This is a genomic window from Acidimicrobiales bacterium (assembly GCA_041394265.1).
Classification (GTDB): Bacteria; Actinomycetota; Acidimicrobiia; order Acidimicrobiales; family SZUA-35; genus JBBQUN01.
This window is the reverse complement of sequence record JAWKIO010000005.1, coordinates 4463320-4480956: the sequence shown is the minus strand read 5'-3', so window position 1 is coordinate 4480956 and position 17637 is coordinate 4463320. Positions and strand designations below refer to the sequence as shown.

General features: G+C 67.7%; 19 protein-coding genes. 6 read left to right on the top strand and 13 right to left on the bottom strand.

The genetic code is table 11. The features are described 5' to 3' along the window. The first annotated feature begins 31 nt into the window (after positions 1 to 31). The gene (locus R2733_21540) at positions 32 to 700 is read left to right on the top strand and encodes a response regulator transcription factor (protein ID MEZ5379097.1); all 669 of its coding nucleotides are present in this window, start codon (positions 32 to 34) and stop codon (positions 698 to 700) included. Continuing rightward, a complete protein-coding gene (locus R2733_21535; protein ID MEZ5379096.1) occupies positions 700 to 2124 on the top strand; it encodes a HAMP domain-containing sensor histidine kinase in 1425 nt (474 codons plus the stop codon). Before R2733_21540 ends, R2733_21535 begins: the two co-directional genes overlap by 1 nt. Here R2733_21535 and R2733_21530 read toward each other — a convergent pair. Beyond that, entirely contained in the window at positions 2090 to 3325 is a 1236-nt protein-coding gene (locus R2733_21530; GenBank protein ID MEZ5379095.1) for a hypothetical protein, read from the bottom strand. The genes R2733_21535 and R2733_21530 overlap by 35 nt on opposite strands. Here R2733_21530 and R2733_21525 point away from each other — a divergent pair. Further along, positions 3300 to 4034, top strand: a complete 735-nt coding sequence (locus tag R2733_21525; protein ID MEZ5379094.1) for a DUF459 domain-containing protein — start codon at positions 3300 to 3302, stop codon at positions 4032 to 4034. The genes R2733_21530 and R2733_21525 overlap by 26 nt on opposite strands. Positions 4035 to 4131: 97 nt before the next feature. On the opposite strand, the gene trpE is transcribed toward R2733_21525, so the two are convergent. The 3 genes from trpE to R2733_21510 are packed head-to-tail and all read right to left on the bottom strand — an operon-like array spanning position 4132 to position 6487. Then, a complete protein-coding gene (gene trpE / locus R2733_21520) occupies positions 4132 to 5640 on the bottom strand; it encodes an anthranilate synthase component I (protein ID MEZ5379093.1) in 1509 nt (502 codons plus the stop codon). A 12-nt stretch (positions 5641 to 5652) separates the two neighbouring features. Then, positions 5653 to 6021: a phosphoribosyl-AMP cyclohydrolase gene (gene hisI / locus R2733_21515; protein ID MEZ5379092.1), complete on the bottom strand. Its 369-nt coding sequence runs from the start codon at positions 6019 to 6021 to the stop codon at positions 5653 to 5655. Between the two features lie 4 nt (positions 6022 to 6025). Next, positions 6026 to 6487: a co-chaperone GroES gene (locus R2733_21510; protein ID MEZ5379091.1), complete on the bottom strand. Its 462-nt coding sequence runs from the start codon at positions 6485 to 6487 to the stop codon at positions 6026 to 6028. A 62-nt stretch (positions 6488 to 6549) separates the two neighbouring features. On the opposite strand from R2733_21510, the gene R2733_21505 reads away from it, so the two are divergent. Continuing rightward, a complete protein-coding gene (locus tag R2733_21505; protein ID MEZ5379090.1) occupies positions 6550 to 7179 on the top strand; it encodes a hypothetical protein in 630 nt (209 codons plus the stop codon). Between the two features lie 33 nt (positions 7180 to 7212). On the opposite strand, the gene hisF is transcribed toward R2733_21505, so the two are convergent. From hisF to hisD, 6 genes are read right to left on the bottom strand one after another with little or no spacing between them, the layout of a single operon-like run. Further along, positions 7213 to 7995, bottom strand: a complete 783-nt coding sequence (gene hisF, locus R2733_21500; GenBank protein ID MEZ5379089.1) for an imidazole glycerol phosphate synthase subunit HisF — start codon at positions 7993 to 7995, stop codon at positions 7213 to 7215. Beyond that, the gene (hisA, locus tag R2733_21495; GenBank protein MEZ5379088.1) at positions 7992 to 8768 is read right to left on the bottom strand and encodes a 1-(5-phosphoribosyl)-5-[(5-phosphoribosylamino)methylideneamino]imidazole-4-carboxamide isomerase; all 777 of its coding nucleotides are present in this window, start codon (positions 8766 to 8768) and stop codon (positions 7992 to 7994) included. The genes hisF and hisA overlap by 4 nt, the downstream gene beginning before the upstream one ends. After that, complete coding sequence (hisH, locus tag R2733_21490; protein ID MEZ5379087.1) at positions 8765 to 9439, bottom strand: imidazole glycerol phosphate synthase subunit HisH; 675 nt, start codon at positions 9437 to 9439, stop codon at positions 8765 to 8767. The genes hisA and hisH overlap by 4 nt, the downstream gene beginning before the upstream one ends. Continuing rightward, positions 9440 to 10060, bottom strand: coding sequence for an imidazoleglycerol-phosphate dehydratase HisB (gene hisB, locus R2733_21485; GenBank protein MEZ5379086.1), 621 nt, complete (start codon positions 10058 to 10060; stop codon positions 9440 to 9442). A 3-nt stretch (positions 10061 to 10063) separates the two neighbouring features. Then, complete coding sequence (gene hisC, locus R2733_21480; GenBank protein ID MEZ5379085.1) at positions 10064 to 11185, bottom strand: histidinol-phosphate transaminase; 1122 nt, start codon at positions 11183 to 11185, stop codon at positions 10064 to 10066. Next, complete coding sequence (gene hisD, locus R2733_21475; GenBank protein MEZ5379084.1) at positions 11185 to 12489, bottom strand: histidinol dehydrogenase; 1305 nt, start codon at positions 12487 to 12489, stop codon at positions 11185 to 11187. The genes hisC and hisD overlap by 1 nt, the downstream gene beginning before the upstream one ends. Positions 12490 to 12618: 129 nt before the next feature. Between hisD and R2733_21470 the strand changes: the two genes are divergently transcribed. Continuing rightward, the gene (locus tag R2733_21470; protein MEZ5379083.1) at positions 12619 to 12810 is read left to right on the top strand and encodes a hypothetical protein; all 192 of its coding nucleotides are present in this window, start codon (positions 12619 to 12621) and stop codon (positions 12808 to 12810) included. Positions 12811 to 13116: 306 nt separating this feature from the next. Here R2733_21470 and nth read toward each other — a convergent pair whose 3' ends face one another. Continuing rightward, positions 13117 to 13755, bottom strand: a complete 639-nt coding sequence (nth, locus tag R2733_21465; protein ID MEZ5379082.1) for an endonuclease III — start codon at positions 13753 to 13755, stop codon at positions 13117 to 13119. A 60-nt stretch (positions 13756 to 13815) separates the two neighbouring features. On the opposite strand from nth, the gene mshD reads away from it, so the two are divergent. Then, positions 13816 to 14709, top strand: coding sequence for a mycothiol synthase (gene mshD / locus R2733_21460; protein MEZ5379081.1), 894 nt, complete (start codon positions 13816 to 13818; stop codon positions 14707 to 14709). 55 nt (positions 14710 to 14764) lie between these two features. Here the strand turns inward: mshD and R2733_21455 are convergent, their stop codons facing one another. Further along, positions 14765 to 15493, bottom strand: coding sequence for a VIT1/CCC1 transporter family protein (locus R2733_21455; protein ID MEZ5379080.1), 729 nt, complete (start codon positions 15491 to 15493; stop codon positions 14765 to 14767). Between the two features lie 38 nt (positions 15494 to 15531). After that, positions 15532 to 17583, bottom strand: a complete 2052-nt coding sequence (locus R2733_21450; GenBank protein ID MEZ5379079.1) for a right-handed parallel beta-helix repeat-containing protein — start codon at positions 17581 to 17583, stop codon at positions 15532 to 15534. Positions 17584 to 17637 lie beyond the last annotated feature (54 nt).

The following is a 17637-nucleotide window of genomic DNA, read 5'->3' as shown; positions in this document are numbered from 1 at the left end:
GTCCCTAACAAAGACCGCCTACGCTCGAAGGATGGACCTGACCGTGGTGATCGTCGAGGACGAGCCCGACATCGCCGATCTGTTGGCCACCTACTGTCGTCGAGAAGGCTGGGCGGCGGCGGTCGCCGGTGACGCCGAACGCGGCCTTGAGCTGATTCGAGCCCATCGCCCCGACGTCGTGCTGCTCGATGTCGGGCTTCCCGGCAACATGAACGGTTTCGACATGTGCCGGGAACTGCGAACCACCAGCAACATCCCGGTGCTGTTCCTCACGGCCCGCGACGACGAGATCGACCGCATCCTCGGTCTCGAGCTCGGTGCCGACGACTACGTCACCAAGCCGTTCTCGCCCCGCGAGGTCATGGCTCGCATCAAGGCGATCCTGCGCCGAGGCGCCGCGGCGCTCGATCAGCCCAGCCATGCGTCCTTTGATTCGATCCGCATCGATCTCGGACGACGCGAGGCAACCGTCGCCGGCCGGCCGGTGGCGTTGGCCACCCAGGAGTTCGCTCTGCTGGAACACCTCGTCCAGCATCAGGGGCGGGTGCTCTCGCGAGATCAGATCTTGGAAGGCGCATGGGGCGAGGGATGGATCGGCGATGTCCGCACCGTCGATGTGCACATCCGCCAGCTCCGTAAGAAGCTCGGTGACGACCTCCCGCTCGCCACGATCCGCGGCATCGGGTACCGCCTCGGCTGATGTCGCTCCAGCGCGAGCTCGTCTTGGTGATGGTCGGCATTGCCCTCGTGGCGATCACCTTGGTCGGCGCCGGCGTTCTCGCATTCGCCCGGCTCGGGGCGAGGGCCGAAGCCACCCAGGCCGTCGACGATCAGCTGGTCGCGCTGCAGGAGCTCGCAGCCAGCAGCGATGGCCGCACATTGGCGACCCTCGAGCCTGCCATCCGCCGGCTCGGGGCTGCGTTCGGCGACGGTCAGCTCGCCGTGGTGATCGTCAACGACAATGGCACCGTTCGGGCGCTCCCGAACCCGCCCCAGCGCCAGCTCGCACCCGTCGACGGCACGGCCTCCGTCACGATCACGCCCGAGGAGCTGGCGTCGCTACGCGCCGATGACGTGGTCATCGTCCAGCAGCCCAGGAACGTGGTCGGCATGGTCCGCCTCGACATTCCGATCCGGCCCGGTGTCCTCGACGGGACGCCTGTGCTGTGGGTTCGCCACGGGGTCGGTACCGTGTCGAGCCGCGCCACACGCTGGTTCCTCGCGTCGGCCACCATCGTCGTGCTCGCCAGCGCCGTGGCCGCCACCGTGCTGGCCCGGCGCATCACCGAACCCATCCATGCCATCGAGCGTGCCACCGCAGCGATTGCCGCCGGCCGGCTCGATACTCGGATCGACGAGCCCGGCGACGACGAACTCGGTGAGCTCGCCAGCTCGGTGAACTCGATGGCCGGAGACCTGGAACGATCGAGGGCGGCAGAACAGCAGTTCCTCATGTCGATCACCCACGACCTGCGCACGCCGTTGACTGCGATCACGGGCTGGGCCGAGGCGCTGAGCGACGGAGCGGTCGACGACCCTCGCCGTGCCGGCGAGATCATCGGGTCGAACGCCGGACGACTCGACCGACTCGTTGCCGATCTGCTGACGCTCGCGAAGCTCGAGGCCAAGTCATTCTCGTTCGATCTGGGAACGGTCGACGTCGTCAGCCTCGCCTCCGAGCAGGTGGCACACGCCGAGCCTCGGGCCGCCACGCACGGCTTGCACCTCGGCGTCGACCCGGGCGCCAGCACCGCCGCCTGGGTGGTCGCCGACGCCGATCGACTGCGACAAGTGGTCGACAACCTGATCGACAACGCCGTCAAGTTCGCGGCCTCCACCATCACCATCACGGTTTCGGGGGCGACGCCGGAAGCTCCCGGCGTGGAGATGTCGGTGGTCGACGACGGACCGGGCATTCCCGACAGCGATCTGCCCTACGTCTTCGAGCGCTTGTACGTGACCCAACTTCGACCGGTACGGGCCGAGAACTCGAGCGGCCTCGGACTCGCGATCGTCCGTGAGCTGGTCGAGGGCATGGGCGGCTCGGTGATTGCCCGGCGAGCAGCAACTGGCGGCACCGAGATCGCTCTCAGCCTGCCGGCAGCTCCAGCACCTCGACGCTGACCCCATCGATTTCGGCCGGGCCCGGCACAGCGGCCGATCGGGCGATCGATGCCAACGCCACCGAACGGCCGTCGCCGGTTGGCGCGCTGCTCGTGACCACGCCGACGGCCTCGCCGCCGATCTCGACCGATGCCCCGGTGGCGATCGGTTCATCGGCACTGATGCCCCAGACTCGGCGTGGTGTGTTGTTGCCCCGGCTGTCGACCCGGGCGACCAGCTCCTGGCCGACATAGCAACCCTTGGTGAAGTCGACCGACGCCTCGACGATGCCGAGCTCGGCGGGGATCGTCTTCTCCCCCACCTCGGCGCCCATGACCGGCTGACCGGCACGAATGCGCAAGGCCTCGAAGGCGAGCGGATCTCCTTCCGTGACGCCGGGCGGCAGCTCGATGTCGACTCCCAAACGGTCGAACCCGCTGGCGCCGCCCCAGAGAACAGGCACGTCGACCTGGCGCTCCGAGATCGGCTCCGGCGCCGGGCTGGAAGGGCCGCGAACGCTGATCATGGTCATGGTCATGAGCTCGAAGGTCGCCTTTGTCCGCAGCTTGAATCGCTCGAGACGTTCGAGCAGTCGCGGACCGTGACCGGAGTCGACATCGAGCCAGAAGGTCTGATCGTCGACACGGGTGACCCGCGCCCAGGCATCGATTCGACCCTGCGGTGACAACACCAGCGTGCGGGCTGAGTGGCCGACGGCGAGACCGCTGACGTTCTGGCTGACCTGGCCGTGGAGGTACGACGCGGCCTCCTCGCCGGTCACGACCACCACGTCTCGCTCGGAGCGACACGCCGCAGCGGCGGAACGGAGCGCAGTCTCGGTGGCCGTGAGGTCAAGCATGGCTCGAAGTATGGCACCATGCCCGAAGCACTCCCCCTCGCCCCCGGGTGTCACCTTGCCTCTTCGCTGTTCATCGTCTCGAACTCGACGCGCCATCATCGCCCTGCTCGGCATCGCCGTGTCGGCCACCGTTGCCGCCTGCGCGCCGCCGGATGACCCTTCCACGCCGGCCATCGCCGCAACCGGGGACCCGACGGGTGAGGGGTCGACGACGGGGTCGACGACAACCAGCACCGTGTCGACGACAACCAGCACCGTGTCGACGACGACCAGCACCGAGCTGTCGACGACGACCAGCACCGAGCTGACGACGATCACCACCTCGACGACCACGACCGTGCCCACGACGCCGGTCCCGACCACGCCGCCACCGACCGAACCACCCACGACCTTGCTCGCTCCGCTGCGGCCGATCAGCAGCGCCGATCCGCTGCGACTCTTCGTCGGCGGTGACTCACTCCCCGCCTACATCATCACGGCCCTCAACGCCGGGCATGCCAACATCGCCCAGCTCCGACTCACCTACGACGCCCACATCTCGAGCAGCATCGTCCGCCCGTCGTTCTTCGATTGGCAGCAACAGCTCACGCTCCTCCTCGACCAAGAGTCCGCCCCCGAAGCGATCGTCTTCATGATCGGCGGCAACGACAACCAGCCCATGACCGATACGGAAGGAAACCACCTGGCCACTCTGTCACCGGAGTGGCAAGTGGAGTATCGCCGCCGAATCGCGGCGCTGATGGACCTTGCGGAACGCGACGGCACACGCATGCTCTGGATCGGCCTCCCGCCCCCACGTGACGGCGTCCGGATCGAGCTGAACCCCACTCTCAACGGCATCTACGCCGGCGAAGCCGAGCTCCGACCGTGGGTCACGTTCCTCGACATCAGACCGCTGCTGAGCGACGCCGACGGCAACTACGCCGCCCGTCTACCCGGGCCTGGCGGCGGCGATCCGGTCACGGTGCGTCCGCGAGACGGCGTCCACATCACCTACGAGGGCAGCACGTGGATGGCCGACCTGGTCTGGTCGTGGCTGGTCGACACCTGGGCCATCCCACCGGAGGAATGAGTCAGCGGCCCCGCCTCGCTGCTCTGCTTCCGGTCAGCGGCTTCGCTTCGCTGCTCTGCTTCCGGTCAGCGGCTTCGCTTCGCTGCTCTGCTTCCGGTCAGCGGCTCCGCTTCGCCGACATCCGCTGTGCGGGGCGGACGGCAGCGAGGAGCGCCTTGGCCTTGTTGGCGCACTCGAGGTCTTCGAGCGCCGGGTCGGAGTCGGCGACCACACCGGCACCAGCTTGGACCGAGGTGCGTTCAGGTCCGCAGAACATGGTGCGAATCGTGATGGCCGAATCGAGATTGCCGTTGAAACTCAGGTAGCCGACCATGCCGGCGTACGGGCCACGCTTGGCCGGCTCCAGTTCGTCGATGATCTCCATGGCTCGCACCTTCGGCGCACCCGAGACGGTGCCGGCAGGCACGGTGGCTCGGAGCACGTCGATGATGGTCTTGTCGGGTCGCAGGTCGCCCTCGACCTGCGACGTGAGGTGCATGACGTGGGAGAACTTCTCGAGCGTCATCATTTCGACCACCTCGAGCGAGCCGAACTCAACGACCCGCCCGAGGTCGTTCCGGGCCAGATCGACCAGCATCACGTGCTCGGCCCGTTCCTTGGGGTCCTCGGCCAGTTCGCCCGCCATGCGCCGATCGTCGGCCTCGTTGCGCCCGCGTCGACGGGTGCCCGCAATCGGGCGGGAGATGACCCGACGGTCGCGGACCTGGACGAGCGGCTCAGGTGAACAGCCGACGAGCGTGACCTCGGGCGATCGGAGCATGAACATGTACGGGCTTGGGTTGATCTGGCGCAGGACTCGGTAGACGTCGACCGGGTCTGCTGCGAGGTCGAAATCGAAGCGCTGCGACAGCACGACCTGGAAGATGTCGCCGGCGCGGATGTACTCCTTCGCCACCTCGACGGCGTCCTGATAGGCGCCGTGTCCCATCGACGACTCGACCTCGGGAAGATCGTCACTCCCGCTCGGCGGCTCGAGCAGTGGCTCCTCGAGCCCGCGGGCACCGTCGTCAGCCAACTGATCCAGTCGTCGTACGGCATCGTGGTACGCCGCTTCGATCGTCGCTTCGTCGGCGTCAGCAGGGAGGAGCGCCACGGCGACCAGGGTGACGCGTTGGCGCCAGTGATCGAACACCGCCAACTCACCGATCACTTCCAACACCGAGTCGGGATAGTCGACCGCATCAGGTGGGACGTTCGGGAGGTGCTCGACTTCGCGCACGACGTCGTAGCCGAAGTATCCGACCAGACCGGCGACGAGTGGCGGGAGGTCGTCGATCGCCGGGCACGTGAGTTCGGCCAGGAGCACTTCGACCGCGGCGAGGATGCCCCGATCGGTCGGCACGTCGATGCCGGGCAGGTCGCCGGCCACGGTCACGGTGTTGCCCCGAGCCGTCAGCGTGGCATGCGGGTGACGGCCGACGAAGCTGAACCGGCTCCAGCGCTCGCCGTTCTCGACCGATTCGAGCAGGAACCCCCGCTCGAGATCGTCGGCCAGGCGGAGGAACGCAGCGACCGGAGTGATGAGATCGGCCAACAGTTCACGGGTGACCGGGATCGCCCGATAGCTGCGCGCCATCGTTCGGAAGTCATCGAGGGTCGTGGTCATGCGTCGAGACTCTCAGTCGGTGATCGATCGGAAGAAACAGCTGTAGGCACCGGTGTGGCAGGCTCCGCCACCGGCCTGTTCGACCTGCAGCAGCAGCACGTCGCCATCGCAGTCGTAGTGCACGGAATGCACGAACTGGTGCTCACCGGAGGTGTCACCCTTGCGCCAGACTTCGTTGCGGGACCGGCTCCAGAACACCGATCGCCCCTGATCGAGGGTCATCCGGAGCGTTTCGGCGGTCATCCACGCCATCATCAGCACCTCGCGGGTTTCGACGTCTTGGACGATCGCCGGGACGAGCCCGCGGTCGTCGTACACGATCGAGTCGAGCGCAAGTTCGGACGGGATGATCGGGGTGGCGTAGTCCTCGGGCGTCGTCATGAGATCAGAGGTAGAGCCCGGTGTGGGAGTCGTCGAGTCGCTCGGCGGCGACGGCATGAACGTCTCGTTCACGCAGGATGATGTAGTCGCGGCCTCCGACCTCGACCTCGTAGCGATCTTCGGGGTTGAACAACACCCGATCGTCGAGCTGCATCGAACGCACGCTCGGTCCGGTGGCCATCACCACCGCCCAGGTGAGGCGCTTGCCAACCTGGGCCGTTGCCGGGATCAGGATGCCACCCGAGGACCGACGCTCGCCGTCGGCGCCCTCGAGCTTCACGAGGATGCGGTCGTTCAGCATCTTGATCGGCAGCCGGGCGGCCCCGGCGCGAGTGTCGTCGACGACCGTCGCGTTGCTCGCCGTCGGATTCGACGCACCGTCTGATGCAGCGCTCGCCACCGTGCCGGATGAGGAGTCCGATGCGGTGGCATCGTCGGGTTCGACGAGGTCGTTCGTGGTCGTCACGCCAAGCACGCTACCGCCGAACGCCGCCCGCCCCCAGCGGAATTCCGGCCTACGCTGGCGTGATGACGGTCCCGGTGCAACGACTCGCCCTCCACACCTCCGACGGCTTGTCATTGCGAGCCGAACTGGCCTCGCCCGAGCACCCGACCGCTGCGGCCCTGCTGTGCCACCCTCACCCCTTGCACGGCGGCAACATGTTCGCCACCGTCATCGACGCCCTGTTTGCCGATCTCTCCGCTCATGGGGTCGCCTGCCTCCGCTTCAACTTTCGAGGCGTCGACGGATCCGACGGACGTCACGACTACGGACGGGGCGAGCAGCTCGACGTGGTCGCCGCCATCGCTCACCTTGCCGAGGCGTTCCCCGAACTCGACATCTGGAGCATGGGCTGGTCATTCGGCGCCGACATGTCGCTGGGCGTTGCTCATCCCCGATTGTCCGGCTGGTTCGCCGTCGCCCCACCGCTCAAGATCATCGCGGCGAGCGACATGATCGCCGGTCGTGACGAGCGACCGACGCTCCTGGCCGTTCCCGAGCACGACCAGTTCAACCCGCCGGAGGCCGCCACGGCGGCGACCGAGGGCTGGACGAACGCCAGTATCGAGACGATCCCGATGGCCGATCACTTCCTCGCCGGTGGTATGGGTGCCGTCACGAAGGCGGCTCGACGCCTGGTGACCGGCTCGGATTGATCGACGGCAGCGGCTCCGCCGACGGCTTGGGTCTCAGGCGTCGGCCGGGCGGACGTCGAGTCCGGCGGCGGCCAACGACTGCTTGGCCTCGGCGATCGTGTGCTCGCCGAAGTGGAAGATGCTGGCCGCCAGCACGGCGTCGGCGCCACCATCGGTGACCGCCGGCGCAAGGTGGTCGAGCGAGCCGACGCCACCGGATGCGATCACCGGGATGTTGACTGCGTCGGTGATCGCACGGGTCATCTCGAGGTCGAACCCTTCACGAGTGCCATCGCGGTCCATCGAGGTGAGGAGGATCTCCCCCGCACCGAGTGCTTCGACCTCGCGGGCCCAAGCGACGGCATCGCGACCGGTGCCTTCACGGCCGCCCTTCACGAAGACCTCGAACCCCGACGGCAGCGCGTCGGACGGTGCTGAGCGCCGCCCGTCGATCGCCACCACACAGCACTGGCGACCGAACTCGGCAGCGATCTCGGCGACGAGTTCGGGACGGACCACCGCAGCGGAGTTGACCGACACCTTGTCGGCGCCGGCGCGCAGCAGCTTGCGAGCGTCATCGACCGAACGGATGCCGCCACCGATCGTGAACGGGATGAACACCTTCTCGGCGACAGCCGCCGCCATGGCGACCGTGGTATCGCGGTCTTCATGGGTTGCGGTGATGTCGAGAAAGACCAGTTCGTCGGCGCCCTGGGCGTCGTAGATCGCTCCCAGTTCGACCGGATCGCCGGCGTCGATCAGATCGACGAAGTTGACGCCCTTGACGACTCGACCCTGGTCGACGTCGAGGCAGGGAATGACACGGATGGCTCTCATCGTTCGGTCAACCCTTCATCGAGCGACAGCGTTTCATCGATTGCCAGTGCTGCGGCGATGGCGGCTCGTCCCTCGCTCACGGTGAACGCCTGCTCGTAGATGGCACGACCGGCGATGACGCCCTCGAACCGGCGCCCGGCGGCCTCGACTCGGGCCAGCGTGGCCAAGTGTTCGAGCGTGCCAACCCCGCCCGAAGCGATCACGGGAATGGGGGTCGACTCGAGCAGTTCGGTCAGCCCGGCGACGTCGGGCCCGGCGAGGGTTCCATCGACGCTGATCTCGGTGACCACGAGGGCAGCCACGCCGGCGTCGGCGAACTGGAGGGCGAGGTCGTGCACCGTTCTCCCGCTCCGCTCGGTCCAGCCGTGGGTTGCCACCTCGCCGCCGCGAGCATCGAGCCCGACGGCGACCTGATGGTTGGCGGCGACCTCGACGACGAGTTCGGGATGCTCGAGCGCCGCCGTGCCGATCACGACACGGGTCACGCCGAGCTCGAACAGTGCCTCGGCGGCGGCAACCGTCCGCACACCTCCCCCGACCTGGACCGGCACGGGCGAGGCCGCACAGATCCCACGAATCACCTCGCGGTTGGTCGGTTCGCCGGTGAGCGCAGCGTCGAGATCGACGACGTGCAACCACTCTGCACCCTCGGCGACGAACGCCAGGGCCTGCGACACCGGATCGGTGCCGTAGACCGTCTCCTGTCCGTAGTCGCCCTGATAGAGGCGGACACAATTGCCGCCCCGGAGATCGATGGCCGGATACAGGATCATGCGGACTCCCCGATTCGCTCGTCGTCGGCGAGTCCGCTCACCCGTTCCACCCAACGGACCCAGTTGGCGAGGAGGCGCCGGCCGGCCTCGGCCGACTTCTCGGGATGGAACTGGGTGGCCCACACGTTGTTGTGGGCCGCAACGGCCGACACCGGACCGCCGTAGTCGGTGGTGGCGATGATCTCTGCGCCGTGGGGTGCGGCATAGCTGTGCACGAAGTACATCCACGTGCCGTCGATCCCCTCGAGCAGGGGGTGGCCCTGATGGGTGACCCTGACGGTGTTCCACTGCATCTGGGGTCGCTTGACATCGCCGCGCAGCAGCTCGACGGTGCCCGGGATCAGCCCGAGACCCGGGCGGCCCGGGGTCTCCTCGGAGCCGTCGTAGAGCAACTGCATCCCGACACAGATGCCGAGGAAGGGTCGCCCCGACTCGGCGGCGAGGTGCGCCTGCTCGGTCAGTCCGGTGCGATCGAGCGCGTCCATGCACGCACCGAAGGCGCCAACTCCGGGCAGTACGACGGCATCGGCCGCTGCGATCTCGGCGGGATCGGCGGTGAGGTGGGCGTCGGCTCCGACGCGTTGGAGGCTCTTCTGGGCTGAGCGCAGGTTGCCGATGCCGTAGTCGAGCACGGCCACCTTCACCGAGCGGGAGGTGTCGCGACTCGTCATCTACAGCGCTCCCTTGGTGGAGGGAATGCCGTTCGCATCTTCGATGCGCACGGCGTCGCGCAGGCAGCGGGCGAGTCCCTTGTAGCTGGCCTCGATGATGTGGTGGACATTGCGCCCCCGACGCAGCGACACGTGCAGCGTGATGCCGGCGGCCGTGGCGAAGCTTTGCAGCGAGTGTTCCGCCATCGACGGATCCATCGGCGGGGTCCCCAGGGGAATGGCTTCGGGCAGTTCGACGTCGTAGACGAAGAACGGCCGCCCCGACAGGTCGAGGGCGACCTCGACCAGCGCCTCGTCGAGCGGGTACAGGCCGCTGGCAAAGCGACGGACGCCGGCCTTGTTGCCGAGGGCGGCGGCGAAGGCCTCGCCCAGCACGATTGAGGTGTCCTCGACCGTGTGGTGAGCGTCGATGTGCAGATCACCGTCGGCGTGGACGCGCAGGTCGAAGCTCCCGTGCCGCCCGATCTGGTCGAGCATGTGATCGAAGAACGGCAGGCCGGTGGCGATGTCGGTGGTCCCGGTGCCGTCGAGATCGATGCTGACCTCGATCGAGGTCTCCTTGGTGGTCCGCGAACGGGTCGCGCCGCGGGCGGAAGTCGTCGGGGCGTCGTTGGTGGTCATGCGTCAGGTGTCCTTCAATGAGCCGGCGTTCGATGCGACCGCCTGCAGTGTGGCAGCCATGGCCTCGAGGAACCTCGAGTTTTCCTCGGGCGTGCCCACGGTGACCCGGAGGCAGCCGCCCAGGCGATCCCAGCTCGCCGTGTTGCGGATCAACACCGAGCGGTCGAGCAAGCCCTGCCAGACCCGGTTGCCGACCGACGGGTCGGCCAGCGCGCCCGGCGGGCGGAACAGCAAGAAGTTGGCGCCGGATGGCCAGACCTCGACACCGAGATCGCTCAGCGCCGCCTCGATCCGGCCCCGTTCCTCGACGATGCTGGCGACCCGCTCGTCCATCGACTCGACGAAGTCGAGTGCGATCAGGCCCGCCGCCTGCTTGAGTGCATCGAGGTGGTACGGGAGCACGACCTTGTCGAGTTCGTCGACCAACCATGCGGGAGCGATCAAATAGCCCAATCGGGCCGCCGCCATGGCCCAGGTCTTGGAGTAGGTACGGCTCACCACGAGGGGCACGTCGTCGTCGAGCAACTCCTGCGCCGTCCAGTTCGCGAACTGGCCGTAGGCCTCGTCGACGACCAGCAAGCCGTCGACGCTCGCCACCATGTCGAGGATCGCACGGACGGTCTCGGGCGTCTCGACGATGCCGGTCGGATTGTTGGGTGAGCACAGGAACGTGACCGCCGGCCGTTCTCGCTCGATCACCGACCGGGCATGGTCGAGGTCGATGCCGAACCCGTCGGTTCGCTCGGCTTCGATGGTGCGGGCACCCGTGATGCGGGCGAGATGTTGGTGCAGCGCGTAGGTGGGCTCGAAGGTCAGGACCGAGCGACCGGGGCCGGCGAAGGTGAGCAGGATCGTCTGCAGCACCTCGTTGGACCCGTTGGCAACGAAGATCTGCCCGGGTTCGCAGTGATGGAGCTCGGCGATTCTGGTGCGCAGCGCCAGTGCTGCCCGGTCGGGGTAGCGATGCCATTCGACGCCGGCGACGGCGGACGCTACCGCTTCGGTGAACGCCGCCGGCGGCGCGGTCGGCGCTTCGTTGGTGTTGAGCCGGACCTCGACCTCGACCTGCGGCGAGTGATACCCCTCGAGGGCGGCGAGGTCGTTTCGGACCTTGGGACGAGCCATCAGTTGCGCTCCTTCGAGATGTCGGCCAGACGGAGGCGAACCGAGTCGGCATGAGCCGCCAGCCCCTCGACGTCGGCCAGGGCCGCGGTGGCGGGGCCGAGACGCGACATCCCGGACTCGGTGATGGTCACCACGTGATGGTCCTTGCAGAAGTCCGCCACGGTGAGCGCGCTCGAGAACCGGGCCGAACCGTAGGTGGGCAACACGTGGCTCGGGCCGGCGACGTAGTCGCCGATCGACGCGGGAGCGAAGTTGCCACAGAAGATGGCGCCGGCGTTGTTCACCTCGGCAGCAAAGTCCGCAGCGTCGGCGATTTGGAGTTCGAGGTGCTCCGGAGCAATCGCATCGACCACCGCGAGCGCGGCCGCGCGGTCGTCGACGATGGCGACGTAGCCGCCTTCGGCCAGGGTCGAGCGGATGTCGGCGGCACGAGGCGCAACGTCGAGCAACGCATTGCCGGCATCACAGACGGCATCGGCCACATTGGGATCGGTCGTGACCAGCCATGCCAACCCGTCGGGGCCATGTTCGGCCTGGACCATGATGTCGATGGCGGCATAGCGAGGATCGGCCGAGGCGTCGGCCACCACCACGACTTCGGACGGTCCGGCGAACGCAGCGGCAATGCCGACGTCGCCTGCGACCTCACGCTTGGCGAGCGCAACGTAGATGTTGCCCGGGCCGGCGATCACATCGACGGGAGCGATCGACTCGGTGCCGTAGGCCATGGCCGCGATCGCTTGCGCTCCCCCGACGGCATAGACCTCGTCGACCCCGCTGAGACGAGCGGCAGCAAGGACCGTGGGATGCACCCCGCCGACCTCTCGGTTGGGTGGCACGCAGAGGACGACCGAGCCGACACCGGCCACACGGGCCGGCACGGCGCTCATGATCACCGTGGACGGGTAGACCGCCCGGCCTCCCGGTGCGTAGACACCGGCTCGGCGCATCGGTTTCTGATAGGCCGTGATGGTCATCCCCTCGGAGGTGATGGCCTCGCTCGCACGCCGCTGGTGCTCGTGGAAGGTCGTGACGTTCGCGATCGCGGTGTCGATCGCGGAGCGGAGCTCCGGGGTGAGACCGGCGACGGCCGCGTCGAGTTCGGCGTCGGGCACCCGGACCTGCTCGAGCTCGACGCCGTCGAAGGTCGCCGTCAGCTCCAGGAGCACCGCATCACCCTCGTTCCGAACGCGTGCGATCAGCTCCCGGACCACGCCGATGGGCTCATCGCCGTCGAGGGTCGGTCGGGGAAGGTGGTCGACGACGTCGGTGCCGCGTCCACGTAGATCGAGCCGATTGAGCACGGAGTCCTCCCGAGGGCCGGCCGCACGATCCGGCTTCTCTGATGGGAGGAGCGACGGAGACGTCCGGCGTTGGTCCCGTGAGACGGTACCGTGAGCGCCCCCTGGTCCCGCCAGCGATTTGGACGCACCATGCCGCTCGATGTCAACGCTCTCGAAAGCCTTTCCGCCACGCTCGATGATCTCGTTCGCCGGCTGGCAGCGATTGCCCGGGAGGCAGGAGACGACGAGGAAATCGGCGTCGAGCTGCGCGAGGTCGAACGACAGCTCGAGACCGCGTCACGTCGACTCACCAAGGCCGTCGCTCGGACCCGTCCCCGCTGACGCTCCGCTGGCCGACCCGCGCAGCGAGTCCGACATCAGCGCCCAAAATCACGTCGGCGCCCACCAAATGGAGGGCGCCGACGGAGCGACGAGAGGCGGCGGATCCTCAGGTCGCGGTTACCAGGTGGCGGGAACCTGGTAGGCAAGACAGCGTAAGTGAGTTCGGCGTGTCGTGGGGTGATGTTCGGACTGAAATTTCGACGAACCGCCGATTTCGCCTCTCAGCGCCGGAATCCGGGGCCAGTAGATCGTCCGACCGTCACTGCACCGACGGTGCAAAACCTCACTGCACCCACGGCGAGAACGTCACTGCACCGACGGGCAGAACGAGGCGAGCGTGCACTCGCCACAGCGGGGGCGACGAGCCACGCAGACCCGGCGTCCGTGCAGGATCATCCGTAGGCTGAACTCGCCACGCTCACCGGCCGGGATCATCGGATTGAGCGCATGCTCGACCTTCACCGGATCAGTTTCCTCGGTCAGCGCCAACAGTCCGCTCAGCCGCAGCACGTGGGTGTCGACGGGCAGTCCCGGCAGGCCGAGGGCGACACTCCGCACCACGTTCGCCGTCTTGCGCCCCACGCCGGCGAGCGCCACCAGGTCCTTCATCGGCCCCGGGACCTCGCCGTCGTGCCGTTCGAGCAATTGCTGGGCACACGTCACGATGTTCTTGGCCTTGTTGCGGTACAACCCGAGACTCGAAATGAGTTGCTCGACCTCCTCGAGGCTGGCACTGGCCAGGGATTCCGCGTCGGGAAAGCGAGCGAACAACCCGGGCGTCGCCTTGTTGACACCCACGTCGGTCGCCTGCGCAGAGAGGATCGTGGCGATCAGCAACTGGAACGGGGTCTGGTGGTCGAGCTCGCAGATGGCGTCGGGATATTCGATCGCCAGGAGCTCGTGGGCGCGGCGAGCGCGACCGTTGGGTGTGCGAGGGCGGGCCATGCCTGCGAGGCTACTGCTGACCACCTCGCCCCCGACCTCGCCAGGACGCTACGCCGCACCATGATGTTCGATGTTCGAGTCGAAGACACCGCCGACGACGAGATCGTCGGCGTGGCCCGCCATCTCCTCGACCACGCCCTGGCTGCCGACCTGCAAGACGATCGCTTCTCCGACGCCTGGGTGAGCGAGATCAATCACCCCGATCACACGTTCATCGCCGCCGTCGCGGTTGGCGACGCTCACCCGGTGGGCTTCGTCGGGGGCACGGTCGAAGGCGGAAGACTCCAGCTCGACGCACTGGTGTCGCCCCATTCACGCTGGGATCGGGCCGAGGTCTTCGATGCACTCCTCGTGTCGGTCCTGTCCACCGACCCTTCACCGATCGCCGTGCCGGTCGACCAGGTCGAGGTCTGGGGCAAGCCCGCCTACGACTGGCACGAGTCGGTCCTCACCCGTCATCGGTTCCGCGAGGTGCGGGCGCTCCAGCAGATGCGCTGCCCGCTGCCGATCGATGCCGAACCCGTGCCGACGCGGGCCTTTCGTCCGGGCGATGACGACGCTGCGCTCATCGAGGTCAACAACCGAGCCTTCGTCGATCATCCCGACCAGGGTGGGTGGACCCAGGACACCCTGGAGCAACGGATGGCGGCACCGTGGTTCGATCCCGATGGTGTTCGGATGTTCGAACGCGACGGACGGTTGGCCGGCTTCTGTTGGACCAAGATCCACGAACGGCCGCCGCTGGGTGAGATCTTTGCGATCGGCATCGATCCCGACTTCCACGGCCAAGGCCTCGGTGTGCCGATGACCGCCGCCGGACTCCGGTGGCTCGGTGACCGCGGCCTCACTGAAGGCATGCTCTACGTCGAGTGTGACAACGCACCGGCGGTGCGAACCTACGAACGGCTGGGGTTCTCGACGGTCAGGATCGACCGGGCCTGGCGACGCGATTGAGGACGCCTCGAGGGCAGACGGTCTCGACGTGGACCGCTGCGACCGGGACCGCCAGCTACACGCCGACGCCGACCGCCGAGCCGATGGCGTAGGTGAGTGCTGCAGGAACGGCGGTGAACAGCACCTGCCGTGTGACGGTCTTGGTCCGTGAGACCTCGGTGAACTTGGCGATGGCGAGACCCAGTCCAACCGCCGCGACGAGCGCGACCACGAGCGTGGCGACGATCGCGCTGGTGCCGTCGGACACGAGCCAGGGGATCAGAGGGAGCACGGCACCGACCGAGAAGGTGGCGAGCGAGGCCACGGCAGCACCGATGGGTGAACCGAGCTCGCCGGGTTGGATGCCCAGCTCTTCACGAGCATGGAACTCGAGGGCGAGATCCGGGTCGTCGATCAGGGAATTCGCGAGGTTGCGAGCGAGGTCGGGGTCGACGCCGCGGGATTGATAACGCTGGGCGAGTTCCACGGCCTCGACCGCCGGATTGCGCTCGATCTCACGCCGCTCCATCGCCAGCTCACGCTCGAGGAGCTCGGATTGGACCCGCATCGAGTTGTATTCGCCAGCCGCCATCGAGATCGCGCCCGCAACGAGACCGGCGAGGCCGGCGAGCACCACCGCCGATGAGCTGGAATCGGCACCGGCGACGCCGAGGATGAGGCCGACGTTGGACACCAGGCCGTCGCTCATTCCGAACACGGCGGCCCGAGCCGCTCCGCCCTGGATGTCGCGATGGTGGTGCTCGTCGATCGGTGGCATCGGGATCGTCGAGGGTTGATCGCTCATGATCCGAAGCTACCGCGGCCGGTCGCCTCACCGTGTGCTCAACGACGGGTTGCGCCCCGCAGACGATCCACGAGCGACCGTGAACCCAACCACATGGTCAGCAGCGTGGCGGCGGCGGCCAGCGCGATCGGCACGGAACGGGGAGACGACGACGCACCGCCGTCGGAAGAGGTCTCGACGAGCTGATGACCAAGACCGAGCTCGGGGTCGACCTGGTTCTCGGCGAGGTCGCCGGAGGGCGACCCGTCCGGGGCCGCGTCGGTGCTGTCAGATGTGTCGCCGGACGGAAGCGTCGGATCGGCAGGGTCCCCTGGGGCGAAGGCCAGGGCTTCGGGCGCACTCTCGGCCGGTGTGGCCGAAGGGCTGTCACCGATGGCTCGATCGGCGGCATCGCCCGGGGTCGGTGTCGTCGAACCCGTCGACGGAGCCGTGACACCGTCCTTCGTCGTCGGCAGCGTGACGGTTGACGGCAAGGTCGTCGGCGTTGCGGTCGGCGGCGCGATCGTGGCCGGCGACCCAGCGGCTGCCGGCGACGCAGTGGTTGCGGGCGGGGCTGCGGTCGTTGCCGGAGGCGCCGTCGTTGCCGGAGGCGCCGTCGTTGCCGGAGGCGCGGTCGTTGCTGGCGGGGCTGCGGGGACGACCACGGTCGGCGTCTCCGGGGACGCCAGCGGGGTCGATGCCGGAACGAAGCCGAGTGCCTTCCACTGCTCGAGGGTGAGGCTTCGATCCCCTTGCGAGAGGTCGGTCCACCAGAACCCCAACTTCGTGAGGTCGTCGTAGTAGTTGTTCTCGAAGCGGTTGCCGGCCCGCTTGAAGTCGCTGTGCTCGTCGGTTGCGATCCCGACTCGGGTCGGGCGTCCGAGCGTGATCACCACGTTGTTGCGAACCACCATGTTGCGCAGCGTGCGGCTGAACTCTCGCGGTCGGGCGTTGCCGACGATGGCGTTTGCCGTGCCCTCGATCCGATTGCGTTCGACGAGCACACCATCGGACGACCAGACCATGATCCCGCTGGGGCTGAGGTAGTTGCCGCTGGCCCCCTGCTCGCGGACGACATTGTCGCGAATGGTCCCGTTCTGGGAGATCTCGTAGAAGATGCCGACGCTGTCACGTCCGATGTTCCGCTCGACCAGGTTCTTCTCGATCACGACGTCGTTGCAGTTGATGTCGCACCAGATCCCGACACCCACGTTGTCGTGTACGTGGTTCGAACGGATGACGAGCGCCGTCCCTCCACTGCAGGAGCCGGTGCTCGCCATCGACCGGCAGTTGACGTTCGCCACCTTGATGCCGGCCGCGTTCCATGCCCAGTCCCAGGGACGGCCGGTTTCGTAGTTGAAGTCGCCGGTGGAGTTTGACGGGTCGTTGTTCGAGTAGATGTCGTTCGACTCGATCAACCCGCCGTTGAAGTCACCACCGCCAATCCCCGCCATGCCGTTGTGATGCAGGGTGTTCTGGCGGATCACGAAGCCGTCGCCTGGTGCCACTCCCCAACCGGCGTTGTGGTGGATGTCGTTGGCTTCGATGCGCCAGTTGCTCGCGATGGCGACGAAACCGCCGCCGGCGTTCACCTCCGCCCCGTGGATGGCCCCCTGGTGGCGATACTCATTCGGGCCCCAGATCGGCTTGGTGTAGTTGCGGATTTCGAGGTGGGAGACGACGACGTCCGATGCCGAGCCCGAGATGGCGAATGGGGTCGGAGCCCCGGTGCCGTCGAGAACGGCGCCGGCCTCACCGGTGATCGTCTGGGAATCGAGCGGGACGAGCGACTGACCGCGATGCACTCCGGCGGCGAGCACGATCGTCGCGCCTGGTCCAGCGGATTGGATCGCCGCCTGGACGTCCTCGCCCGCTGCGACACGTTGCGTCGCCGCCCCGAGGACCAAGGGCATGCGATGCTGCTCGGCCGACGGCGATCGAGGCGCAGGCTGGATCAGACACAGCATCAGCGCCAGGGCCAGGACCGAAAGCGGCGCCAGCCTGCGGCCAACGGTCGCTGGGACGGGGGCGACCAGCCGCAGCAGCGTGACGAACCACGCCGATCGACCCGGCGGCGCGGCACGAACCTTGCTGTACTCGCTTGGTTGCACGTCAGGACCCCCTGCCGCTCGTCGAATGCTCGTATCGGCACATCGGCACCGCAT